General features: G+C 41.7%; 8 protein-coding genes. 4 read left to right on the top strand and 4 right to left on the bottom strand.

The genetic code is table 11. The features are described 5' to 3' along the window. Positions 1–92 precede the first annotated feature (92 nt). The 3 genes from HC643_RS39345 to HC643_RS39335 form a co-directional block, all read right to left on the bottom strand. The gene (locus tag HC643_RS39345) at positions 93–878 is read right to left on the bottom strand and encodes an SAM hydrolase/SAM-dependent halogenase family protein (protein ID WP_038080793.1); all 786 of its coding nucleotides are present in this window, start codon (positions 876–878) and stop codon (positions 93–95) included. Between the two features lie 297 nt (positions 879–1,175). Next, positions 1,176–3,476, bottom strand: coding sequence for an SF1B family DNA helicase RecD2 (recD2, locus tag HC643_RS39340; RefSeq protein WP_038080795.1), 2,301 nt, complete (start codon positions 3,474–3,476; stop codon positions 1,176–1,178). A gap of 260 nt (positions 3,477–3,736) precedes the next feature. Further along, positions 3,737–4,939, bottom strand: a complete 1,203-nt coding sequence (locus HC643_RS39335; RefSeq protein WP_038080797.1) for an alpha/beta hydrolase — start codon at positions 4,937–4,939, stop codon at positions 3,737–3,739. A 230-nt stretch (positions 4,940–5,169) separates the two neighbouring features. Between HC643_RS39335 and HC643_RS39330 the strand changes: the two genes are divergently transcribed. From HC643_RS39330 to HC643_RS39315, 4 genes are all read left to right on the top strand, one after another. Then, positions 5,170–6,738 carry a serine/threonine-protein kinase gene (locus HC643_RS39330; protein WP_038080799.1) on the top strand — a complete coding sequence of 523 codons (1,569 nt, stop codon included), beginning with the start codon at positions 5,170–5,172 and terminating at the stop codon, positions 6,736–6,738. 85 nt (positions 6,739–6,823) lie between these two features. Then, complete coding sequence (locus HC643_RS39325) at positions 6,824–8,722, top strand: serine/threonine-protein kinase (protein ID WP_038080803.1); 1,899 nt, start codon at positions 6,824–6,826, stop codon at positions 8,720–8,722. Between the two features lie 181 nt (positions 8,723–8,903). Next, on the top strand, positions 8,904–9,947 hold the full coding sequence (locus HC643_RS39320) for an aldo/keto reductase (RefSeq protein ID WP_038080806.1): 1,044 nt from the start codon (positions 8,904–8,906) through the stop codon (positions 9,945–9,947). Positions 9,948–10,341: 394 nt separating this feature from the next. Then, complete coding sequence (locus HC643_RS39315) at positions 10,342–11,916, top strand: mechanosensitive ion channel family protein (RefSeq protein WP_038080809.1); 1,575 nt, start codon at positions 10,342–10,344, stop codon at positions 11,914–11,916. Between the two features lie 295 nt (positions 11,917–12,211). Here HC643_RS39315 and HC643_RS39310 read toward each other — a convergent pair whose 3' ends face one another. Continuing rightward, a complete protein-coding gene (locus HC643_RS39310; RefSeq protein WP_237266104.1) occupies positions 12,212–12,463 on the bottom strand; it encodes a hypothetical protein in 252 nt (83 codons plus the stop codon). Positions 12,464–12,656 lie beyond the last annotated feature (193 nt).

The following is a 12,656-nucleotide window of genomic DNA, read 5'->3' as shown; positions in this document are numbered from 1 at the left end:
TTTCGCCTTTGAATTAATAAAACTGGGCTAAGCTTTGCTTTATTTTTCAGAGAAATGATAACTTCATCAAGGTTTCTTGCTCTGAAAATCTTTTAACTGATTTGTATTTGCGTGCCGATTGATGGACAATTAAATGATTCCCATGCATTACCACCACGCAGGAAAACTTCCATCCAACGTGTATGTTTGCCTCCTGCATCGCTCCAGCCACTGCTACCTGGGGCAAAAGCTAACTGTCCGGATTCTACGGCAAAGGTTCCATCGCTCTTTGTCGCTTCCCGTTCCCTCTCACCAATTCGCAAACGAACCTTATGACCGCAGTTTCCCTTGGTAGTATCATGTCTCATAGTGGTTTTCAAATTGCCATAGCCGTCAATATAGGCAATACAGTTGAGCGGTATCTCCGGTATATCAAAACAGGAAATCTCTTCACCTAAAGCATCCGGTTGACCGAGCGCGATCGCCCCAGCTGCCTCTGGAAACAGGTCACGAGACCGAAACTGCGAACCAGAAGCTGCTACCGCCGCCCATCGCAACTCAACTGCCAAATCTCGCACGAATGAAAAGGCATAACCAGCATTGACGCCTATAACCCGCACACCCGTTGGCAGGCGTGCGTAAGCAAGACGTTCACCCGCATTCCCTGCACGCGCTTGTTCATCATCTTCACGAGGCGCAACATTGTGGTAAATGATTGTCCCGGCGGGAGCTTTATTCAAGCCCAACTGGGCGATACAAAATCCTGCCGCTAGGGTGGCAAAAGCCGGTACGGGTGTAAGTATCGGTTCAGCATCCGGCAGATAGAGTTTGAGGCGCTGCACGACTTCTGCAAAAGCGAGGTCGCCAAAACCGTAATCAGCAATGATGTGAACTAGCATAAAGCCCTATCTCCCATACTGACACTATCCCTTTTGCTATTTTTCAGACAATTAGCTCGACGAGATCTTCCGAATGCCTCATTCGCTTGTCAACTTCGCGCTCTCGTGTTGCCCTAATGTCCGGGTTTAGACTTTTGCCTAAAGATGACAGCACAACAGGTTGGTGAGCCTTTGAGACTTTGCAAGATCCAAGAGCACATTTTCCTAATGCTTAAGTTAATCGCTACTGTCGTTCGCTACATATATCTGATGACATAAAGTGTTTGCCTACCTTCTGCCCTCTGCCCTCTGCCTCCTTCAATTCTTAAAAACGAGATCGATAGCAGAGTTAATTAAGTCAAGTGCGTGTAATTCATAGTGATAAGTTTTAAATTTAAATTTACCCACTTGTTCTAGCTGTTTGCAAGGTCGATGCCCGTATCTGTCTTCATACAGTTTTAGTACGAGAGTTCCTATAGCGGTCATTTGCCCTTGAGTTGCTTCAAGTCCCATTTCTTGTAATCTACTAGCAATGGTGATTAAATTTGCACGAGTTGCAGTATTTTTGCTACTTTTTATCTCAGAAAAAGTTTGGTTAAGCTCCTCAAAAGGAGATATTAGGAAATTAATTAATCCTGTAAGCCGTCGCGCTGGTCTATCCGTAGTTACAGCAATTCTCAAGGCTTCTTCTTGCCCAACTGCAATGAACGTGCCTTGAGCGCGAGTCATTGTTGTATATAGCAGCTGACGAGTCAGCATGAGATAGTTTGATTTTAGTAACGGAAAAATCACGTATTGGAATTCACTACCCTGACTTTTATGACAGGTTATGGTAAAGGCATGGATTATCTCCTCAAACTTACCAGCAGAATAATCAACAAGGGCACCTCCATCAAAAAAAACTTTAACAATCTTTTTTTCTGGATCTACGCCAATGACTTCTCCACTTTCACCATTCATAACGGCTGGCGATGTGTCGTATCTATTTTTTAGTTGTATTATCCTATCGCCCACTCTATAAGTAACAGAACCAACCACTACCTCGGGTTGATTGGGTTGTTGAGGGTTAAAAACAGGTTGTAAAAGTTTATTGAGATTATAAACTCCAGCTGCACCTTCTTTTTGAGGAGCAAGTACCATAACTTGTTGCTTTAAATTAACGTTTTCTGCTGCCATTGATTTGACTAATTCCACAATGGTACTGGCAGTTTCTTGTGCTGATTCTGTTTTTAAAATCGCGCAGTCCCCTATATCCATCCATTGGGATACGCGAGTAAAGTTGTGAAGTGCCGGAACCTTTCCTAGATTAACATCGCTAGCTGCATAGATAATTGCACTTTCATGTTTCTGTCGGAATATAGTTTCCAGGCGTGTTGTTGGAATTAATTCCGAATTTATCAAATCTCTTAATACCATCCCAGCACCAACGCTAGGCAATTGGTCGGAATCACCAACAAGCAGAATTTTTGTGGTGAGAGGTAATGCTTTTAATAAAGAATTGAATAGGAATAAATCCACCATTGAAAATTCATCAACAATTAACCAATCTATATTCAATAGATTTTGCTCGTTGTACAGAAAAGATTGCTCCTTCCCCCGCCACTGTAACAGTCTGTGGATTGTCAGTGCCTCCGCATCAGTTGCAGTTTGCATCCGATTGGCAGCTTTCCCTGTAGGAGCAACAAGCGCAAACAAAGCTTTCTTAAAACGAAGCCAATCTACCAACGTTTTTAGAACGTGAGTTTTCCCACGACCGGGACCACCCGTAAGGATGCTAATAGGGTTGCGTTCTGCCATGTATAAAGCATTAATTTGCTCTTGACTTAAACGCGATAACTCACGATGATCCTCATTTTGATCCTCTGTCAGCCATTGTTCTAAGTGTTCGGTTGAGTTTTTTTTCTGATTGAGTAAAGCTTTAATTTGGAATGCTACTGAGACTTCGGCTCGATAAGCAGCTTTTAGATAAATGCTATTTGGTATAATACCTTGTACCAATACCTTATTCTCAATTAGCCCGTTTAACACTCTTTTTAGAGATTCAGGTTCGGGTTCGTGTGTGGGACGTTTTAATAGAAATATAGCTTTCTTAATAATTTGAAATTCAGGTAAAAAGCAGTGACCTTCAAGCAGCGCATCTTTTAAGGCTTGTATGAGCCCTTTTTCATATCGCTTTTCACTTGTTTCTGGTGTTCCCAGCAATAATGCCAATTCGTCAGCAGTTTTGAACCCAATCCCATCAATATCATCAATTAACCGATATGGATTTTCTCTCAAGACTGACTCGGTTTTCTGACCGTAATGTTCGCAAATTTTTAAAGTTAAGTTAAGCGATGCTCCAACTCCCAAAAGTTTAGCTACGACCCCTAAGTTGGGATCGGATTTGCTTTCAGACCATGCTTGGATAATATTTTGAATCCTATAATTATTAAGCCCTGGAACCTCATGAAGTTTCTCGGGTTCTCGGTCTAAAATCAGTAAGGTATGACTCCCAAAGTGTTCTACGAGTTTTAAAGCTGTTTTTTTGCCTATTCCCCTAAAAATTCCACTCGATAGGTATTGCAGCATTTCTGCTTCAGTCAAGATCGGGAGTTGATTAACCTGGGAAAAAGCAGTCATGTTGCTTTGCTCCAATTCGTAATTCGTAATACGGGCTCCGCCCACGCTATAGACGAGCCACACGCTAAGTCACGATCGCGAACTCAATTCGTAATTCTCATTTTTATTACGAATTACAAATTATTTAGTCATGTCTTTACTTAAAAATTCTCTGTTTTTTAATATAGCAAATAGTCAATGTACTCTCTAAAACAAACCTCCAAGAGATTCTTTGTAAAAGCATTTATAGTACATAAGTTCTCATTTTGAGATCTCTGTAATTATTGGCTAAAAAATGCCCACGCTAAAAATCTTTCAGTATAGTATAGTGCCAATTGATTGCTCACACCATTGAAAACCGCATCAAAAGCGTGTTCTGCCCGAGGAATTTCTAAGTACACAGCCGTAGTGTTGGACTTCAGCAAGCGTTGATACATCCGCCGTCCAAATTTTGCCTGCACTATGTGGTCGCGATCGCCATAAACTAAGAGTGTTGGCGGTAACGGGCGTGTTACGTAATGAACTGGTGAAGCAATCTCATACTGTTTGGGAAGTTCTTGGGGCGTACCACCTAAAAATGCTTCCAAAACCCGACGAACATTAATAGGATCGGGTGAAGGCGGATCTTTGTATCCTTCAGCAAGGTTCACTGGTCCGTAATAGTTAATAACAGCGCGGAGTGGCGGTGCATCAGGTTGATAAGCAGCTAGCATTGCCAAGTGTGCGCCAGACGATCGCCCCAACAACACCATCCTTTCTACATCCGCTTCATACTCTATTGCGTGGGTGCGGATAAAATTGAGGGCTGCACGCACATCTTCTAATTGGGCGGGAAAGCGGTATTGGGGTGCATGGCGGTAATCAATTGCAAATACCGTATATCCACGAGATGCCATGTATTGATTGAATTCGGGATTTGCACTTGGGCTACCCCTTTGCCACGCACCACCGTAAATGACAACCAGTGCTGGATATTTCCCCACTTGTAAAGGTTGGTAAACTTCCATACTGAGCGGGACGCCATTGGAATTGGCAAAGCGGATACCTGTTTGATGACGCGTGCGATTGCGATGAATCCCCACAAAGGAATCTGTCAGATTAAAGGGCTGCGATCGCATTTTTGCCCCGATTTCTACGGGAACCTTTTCGAGATAATTTGTCCCCAAACCCAATGCGATCGCATCTCCCATCTGCGTTTGAGTGTGTGGTATTGTCGCCAACTCCAATCCACAAATCAGCAATCCCAGGAAACTCACAATACAAGCTAGGGACTTAAGGCGAGGTTGGTAAATCCACAACCAAGCAAGCAAAAAAGCGATCGCGTTGAATACGAATAACCAAGGACAGACTTCTGGTGCGCCTACAGCTAAAGTCAGTAAAAGCATAGTCGGTGCAGGAAGGAAAATCCAAGCACTTAAAAAAAGACCGATACCACTCAAAAGAAGTGCTAGCGTTGATAAAAAGGCTTTGCTAATTTTAGTCATTCCACTGAATTGACTGGCAATATAGGAATCATAAATGATTTATAAAAAGTTTGAAGTACTGTAGTGCGAGCATTGCCTACCATATAAGGCTTTTGGTGGACAATCCCCGCCCTACTGCGTATATTTTAAAACTCAAACAGACATCAAATATCAAAAAAACGAGTAAAATATCAAACAATATACCCTTTTCTCGACCACCGATTATCGGTCACCGATCCCTGTTCACTGTTATGCTGCTTAACAATCGCTATCGAGTTCTTCGCACTTTGGGGAGTGGAGGATTTGGTGAAACATTCTTGGCAGAAGATACCCAAATGCCCTCACAGCGCCGCTGTGTTATCAAACAATTGAAGCCAATTCAGGATAATCCTCAAGTCTACGAGCTAGTACAGCAGCGATTCCAACGCGAAGCAGCAATTCTAGAAGACCTTGGAGATGGTAGCAGCCAAATTCCCTGCTTGTACGCTTACTTCTCAGAAGACGGTCAATTCTACTTAGTCCAAGAGTATATTGAAGGACAAACACTGACAGCAAAGGTGCAACAACAAGGTCTGCTGAGTGAGAGTTCTGTGAAAGAAATTTTAACCAGTATTTTGCCAGTACTGGAATTTGTTCACAATAAAGGTATTGTTCATCGCGACATCAAGCCAGAAAATATTCTGATTCGTCATCGGGATGGGCAACCAATTTTAATTGATTTTGGTGCCGTTAAAGAAACTGTAGGAACAGTCATGACACCTTCTGGCAATTCCACCAAATCAATTGTGATTGGAACGCCCGGATATATGCCCAGCGAGCAATCGGTTGGTCGTCCCATGTTCGCTAGCGATATCTACAGTTTGGGACTGACAGCTATTTATTTGCTGACAGGCAAATCTCCTCAAGAGTTAGGCACCGATCCCGCCACAGGTGCTGTTTTGTGGAGACAATATGCTTTGAGTGTGACGCCGAGTTTTGCAGCAGTTCTGGAAAAGGCAATTCAATTTAGTACGCGCGATCGCTTTGCCAGCGCTAGAGAAATGCTACAAGCTTTGCAGACTGGAACAGTACCAGTTGCACCCACAGTTCCGGGAGTTGCACCCACTGTTCCTTACATCCACCCGCAAGTTCCCACCACACCACCTAACCCTACACCCCAACAAACCGTTTCTGTGAGTCCGGCGCAATCCTCACAACCTTCCTCTCAAAGTAGCAGACCATCTGGGTGGTTCGATGGCACTTTTGTCGGTAGTTTGTTGGCTGCTATCGGTGTGACTGTTGCTATTGGGACTGCTGTTTTTGTAGTGTTTAATTGGCAAAAATCTCTGCAACAAGTACAACAACCATCGGTACAGCAAACCCAATCATCCATTCAACCCTCAGCAGAACCTTCCGAGGAACCTCAAGAAACAGTAGCAACCCAACAAAGGCAAGTTCCTGAAACAATACCATCTCAAGTTAGCGATCCACCATCACCTTCAGCTGATAAACCATCACCAGAACAGGCAATTCAAAATTATTACTCAACAATTAATCGAGGTGAGTATCAAACTTCATGGAATCAACTGTCTCCTACTTACCAAAACAACAAACGGCTTCACCCAAATGGCTACCTTTCCTACATTGATTGGTGGGGGGGACAAGTTCAAAGTGTCGAACTCGAACAAGTCAATTTAGTGGAAGCAGGTACGGAAACAGCAACAGTGAGCGCTCAATTAAGATACTTTATGAAAACGGGAAAAGCCGTTCCCGGTTCCGTGCGGTTTTTCCTTTTGTGGGATGCTCAAAACAGCAAATGGATTATAGCTGATGCAAGATAAAATGTTTTGCCTTGTTTAACAGTTTAAGCTACATTGGCAGCGTGCGTTATCCTAGTCTAAGTTGGGTGAGGGCTTTAATTTCAGTATGACAACAAAGCTGCTGAACAATCGGTATCAAGTTATCCAGGTGCTGGGATCTGGAGGATTTGGTGACACCTTTTTGGCTGAGGATGTCCATATGCCTTCTCGCCGTCGCTGCGTAATCAAGCAACTCAAACCGGTAACAAAAGACCCGAAAACTTACCAAATGATTCAACAGCGGTTTGAGCGAGAAGCAGCTACCTTAGAATTTTTGGGTGAAGGAAGCGAGCAAATTCCCAAGCTATACGCCTATTTTTTAGAACAAGGGCAGTTTTACTTGGTTCAAGAGTGGATTCAAGGTGACACTTTGACAGATGTTGTCAACGCTAAGGGAGCGTTGAGCGAAATAGAAGTTAGAGCGATTTTATTGAGTCTGCTATCTGTTTTAGATTATGTCCACAGTAAAGGTATTATCCACCGAGATATTAAACCTGAAAATATTATTCTTCGCTCTTTAAATAGCAAACCAGTTCTCATCGATTTTGGTGCGGTTAAAGAAACAATACGTTCCGTCGCGACGACTTCTGGAAACCTAACGCAATCGATTATCATTGGGACTCCGGGGTATATGTCTAGCGAACAAGCTATTGGACGCCCGGTTTATGCTACCGACATATACAGTTTGGGAATAACAGCGATCTATTTACTGACTGGAAAACGTCCTTACGAATTGGAAACCCATCCTCAAACAGGTGCAATTATTTGGCGTCAGTACGCTCCTGGAGTGTCCTTAAGTTTGGCAGAAATTATCGATCGCGCTATCAAGCAGAATGCAGGCGATCGCTACACAACTGCTAGCAAAATGTTACACGCCTTGCAATCTGTAACCGTTCCGCCAACCATTACCCCACAATCGGTGACGGGACAAGCTACAATTCCCTTATCTACAGGTGCTGCGGCTTCTGCCCAAAATACCCAACTCCATCCAAATCATATCAAACATCCAACGATCTCTTCTCCTAATTGGCAGAAACCAGCCTGGATTGCAGGGAGTTTGGTTGTAGGTAGCTTGATTGGAGCGATGGCGATCGCCAGCATAAACCGCCAACCAGAGCCGGAAGATTCTGTTGCAACATCACCTGTCACCAGACAAGCTCCAGAAGCAAATATTACAACTCCAACGCCTTCACCAACATCAGTGGCTACCCCAACTGAATCTAACAGGCGTCCTAGAGTTGTTGTCCCGCCTCCAGCACCAGTTGCAGCCAACCCAGTCGTTAACGATCCCCCGACACAGCCAGTAGAAAATTCTACACCTTCTCAACCTACAGAAGATCCTGCACCTCAAGAACAAGAGGAAGCATCCACATCTCAACCAGCTCCAGAGCAAACTCCACAAGCAGAAGAATCTCAAGCACCTGTTGCATCCGCACCACAACAAGAAGAGCGATCCGAAACTCCCACATCCGAACAACCTTCGGATCCGGAACCTCCAAAAGAGGAAAAACAACAACAAGAGGAAGAAAAGCAAAAAGTTGCTACTGCTAACACAAGCAGTAGCAATGTTCCTGCATTCCCTGTTGGTACTCCTGAAGATTCCGTGCGATCGACTTTAGGAGAACCTAGAAAGCGTTCCAGGGGTTTGTGGAATACTCGTGCTTATCTTTACAACTTAGAACCAAACCGCATTGACCTTGGCTATTTATTCGATCGTAGAACGGGAGTTCTGCGCCAAACAGAGGTAGCTTTTGCTCAAGCTGTTGAGCCGGATGTAATGAAAAATACATTACAAGGAATGCTGGGAGGAAGTGCTTCTAGTGAAATTAAGCAAGGGTTACAAAAAGTTTACGATCGTCAAAAGAATCGGTATTCTTTTAATCTTGGCAGCATAAAAGGAGTGATAGAACGCAACAATCAAGACCAAATTTATATCGGTGTTTGGGATGCAGATTTGCGGAAATGATTTTGGATTTAAGATTCAAATTGTTAAACTTTTTAAGATAGTATCGGAGGATAGATTTTTTGATTGACAAGTGACATAGAAAATAGTGTCAGCAATTCAAACAAGGATGCAACTGGTAGTTGGATGAAATGAAGTCTAAGTAAACCCTTGTTAATCCAAAATCCAAAATATAGATGACACTATGATAAACACCAAGACAACTAGGCGCAATTTTCTGAAAACTAGCGTGGCTGTTGCTGGTGGAATTGTGGGCAATTCAGCATGTCAGCAACTGACCACTTCCACGGTGGAACCGTCGGCAAATTCCACTTCTACGCCAGATCTGAACTCTCAGGGTGCATCTACCTCGGTCTCTCATGCGCCTTTAGAAAAAATGCCGCAAAGAGTTTTGGGTCGCACAGGTGTAACAGTACCCATCCTTGGTTTGGGAGGATCTGCATCGCCTCTGTCTCGTCCCCAAGAAGAGGAAGAAGCTAACTCCATAGCAATTATTGAACGAGCATATGAACTGGGAATTCGTTACTTTGATACGGCGTCTAATTACGGACCAAGTGAAGAACGTTTGGGGAAAGTTTTACCACCCCATCGCAAAGAAATATTTTTGGCAAGTAAGAGCAATGCGAGAGATCGCGATCGCGCATGGCAAGAATTGGAGCAATCTCTCAAACGTTTAAAAACTGATTATCTTGACTTATGGCAGTTTCACTCTGTTTCCTTTGACTGGAATTTGGATGCTATTTTCAATTCCAAACATGGTGCAATTAGAGCAGCACGGGAAGCAAAAGAGCAAAAAATAGTGCGCTTTGTTGGTATTACGGGACACAATAACCCCGCAATTATCGCCCAAGCACTTCGCCGCTATCCATTTGATACTGCTCTTATCCCCATCAATGCTGCTGACAAACATACTCCGAGCCCGTTTATTACAGGTGTGCTACCCGTGGCACAAAAAAATAACACTGGTATCATTGCGATGAAAGTTCCTGCTTACGGTCGTCTGTTTAAACCCGGTATTTTGGACGGAATGCAGCAAGCGATGGGATATGCTCTCTCTCAACCGGGCGTTCACTGTTGTATTATTGCTGCAGAGGATATAAACTTACTGGAGCAAAATGTAAGAGTCGCTAGCGCTTTTCAGTCACTTTCATCTCGGGAATTACAGGCGATCGAACAACGTACTGCTTCTGCTTGGCAGGATAGCAGTTTTTTCCGGGAATGGGCGTAAAATAAGGACTAGATTATAAAGGGGGTGCAAGACGCGGATTTGGTATTACTCGTCATGCGCTGCTCTCTACAAGTGTCTGCATACACCTTGTGAGCTTTCCGATGCCACTTTAAAAAAAGTGAAAATACATATCTTTGTAAATCTATAGATAATCAGTGTATTGCAAAGATTTTTTAATAGTTATGATAATAGCTTTCTACCTTGAAAACTTTTCTTAACTGTCTCAAAAATTTGCTTAAATGCCTTAACTGTCCTTGTATTCTCTCTGTTATACTGAGAATATTCAAATTTCACCTAGTAGTCTGTTTCATTAAGTTTATGAGTTAGCAAAATCTAAATTTTTAAATCAGCCAAAGATATAGCCATCTTTTTTGAAAGACTTTGTAATTAAAATATGAATATACTAATTATCCTGGTTGAAGTCGTTTCTTTAATAATTATTTGCTGGCTGCTTAACTGGCTAATTGGCATAATCCTCAAGCAGATTGCCACAGTTTCTTGGCTTCAAGGAAGAACTGCAAATATCACCTTCCTGCGCCGGGGTATCAGTAAGATTTTAATTCTGGCTTCTGCAGTGCTATGTCTGGCGCTAATCGGTATAAACGGGATGGTAATTTATCGAGGTGGGAACATTCAGGAATTTCAACTTAATCTGATTCGCAGTCTTCCTACTCAATTTTGGACAAATCTCTTGACAGCAAGTTTGAAAACTGTGAGTTTGCTCCTATTAGTTAAATTTAGTATTCCACCCTTACATCGTGGTATAGACTTAGTTTGTAACTATGCTAAAAGAGTCGATCGCATTAAAGCTAATGATGAGAGTGTTGAGGCTTTTTTTAAGGTATTCAAGAAAATTGTTACTCATATTATATGGATATATACCGCTATTTTATGTGCTAAATTTCTCTATCTGCCAGAAGTAATTTCTAAATATATTTATATCGTTTTAAAAATATACGTTATCATTTCAGTTGGTCTACTTATTATCAAAGCTGTTTCTACTATTGTCGATACTCTCGATGCCCTGCGTCTGAAATACTCTAATTCTAATAACTTACTACGTCTATACGAGCGTTTACGTCATCTCATACCTCTCTTCAAAAAATGTTTAGAATATGTCTTGTATGTTGGCATCGTCAATCTCGTCACTCCAGAAATACAACCTATAGCTTGGATTGGTTCTTATACCCCTAGAATTGTGCAAATTATTGGAGTTTACTGTCTGAGCAATGTTTTAATTGAAGTTGCTTACTTTATTTTGGATGAATTCTACCTTAAAATTCAAGATATTAATGAATCTCAGCAACAGAAACGACTGACGTTAATTCCCTTAATACGGAGTTTTGCTAAATATTTTGTCTATTTTACTGCTGGAGTAACTATACTTAAGCTTGTGGGAATCGATCCAGCGCCTATTTTAGCAGGTGCAGGAATTGTGGGTATAGCAGTTGGTCTGGGGGCACAAAATCTAATTAATGATATCATTTGTGGATTTTTAATTTTGTTTGAAAACTATTACTTAGTAGGTGATTATGTTGAAGCTGGAAAACTAGAAGAGAGAAATGTTGAAGGGATTGTCGAGGCAATTGAATTGCGAACCACCCATCTCCGTCATCCCGATGGTCAATTGCAGATTATTCGGAATGGGGATATTGGCTCAATTATTAATTACTCCAAGCAATATATATATGCAAGGGTAGAAGTTAGCGTTTCCTATGACTCTAATTTAGATCGTGTATATAGAGTAGTTGACAAAATAGGGCAGCAGTTAAAACTGGATGAACAGGATGTTTTAGAACCTACAAGAGTTGCCGGACTAGAGCACTTTGGTGAAAAGAATCTATTGCTGCTGACACTGACAAAAGTTAAGCCAGGAAAACACCTTCATATTCAGCGTGTTCTTCGCAGGATCTTAAAAGATACTTTTAGCCAAGAAGAAATTGAAATTTGCGGTTTTTCTAAGAATTAAGATACATAAGTAGGTCGGTCTTCAAAATTGTCGTCATGACAAGGAAGATGGCAGAAGGGAAGAGATTTTTAGGCTTCGTTATATAATTCGGTTTTTTTGCGCCTCTCTACTTAGAAGTAAGATCGAGAATAGCTAATTTTAGGAATTCCAGCGTGAAACTATGCTGAAATATTCTCAGTAATAGAGCAAAAACACAAGGACAGTTAAGAGAAGTAAGAAATAATTTGTGGTTCGCACATAAAGATGCATCTAATTAGCCTGCATAGGCGGTAAGTCCAGTGATACAGGCGATTTATCAATTGTACTTTTTCCTGAAGAACTTACATATTAGTTCTCCCGGATCGTTTTTTGTAAAAGGCAAAGCAGTTCCGTCTTTTTGAATTTTAAGGCGATCGCGACAATTGTAAACCTCAACAGGTTTTTTCACCCCATCAACACTCATAACAGCCCTGTATTCCCAATAATTTTTGGCACTCCGTTTGATATCAATAATACAAATCTGATGCCCGTTGTCATTATGGCAAAAAGATGCATGGGCAGGAAGCATTATTGAAAAAGAGAGCGTAAGTATTACTACCAAAGAAAGATGTTTTAGTATACTCATATTGATAAAATTTATAGCTCATTATTTATATTAATTCTAAATAAACGCAAATATTCAAGATAATATTAAGCAATATTTAACAGTCCCTTAACTATACATTGGATTCTAAATTGTTAATCTTTGGGTGCGTATTGTA

The sequence above is a fragment of the Tolypothrix bouteillei VB521301 genome (assembly GCF_000760695.4).
Taxonomy (GTDB): Bacteria; Cyanobacteriota; Cyanobacteriia; order Cyanobacteriales; family Nostocaceae; genus Scytonema; species Scytonema bouteillei_A.
Note: the sequence above shows the minus strand (reverse complement) of the source record. Positions and strands in the feature narration are given on the sequence as shown.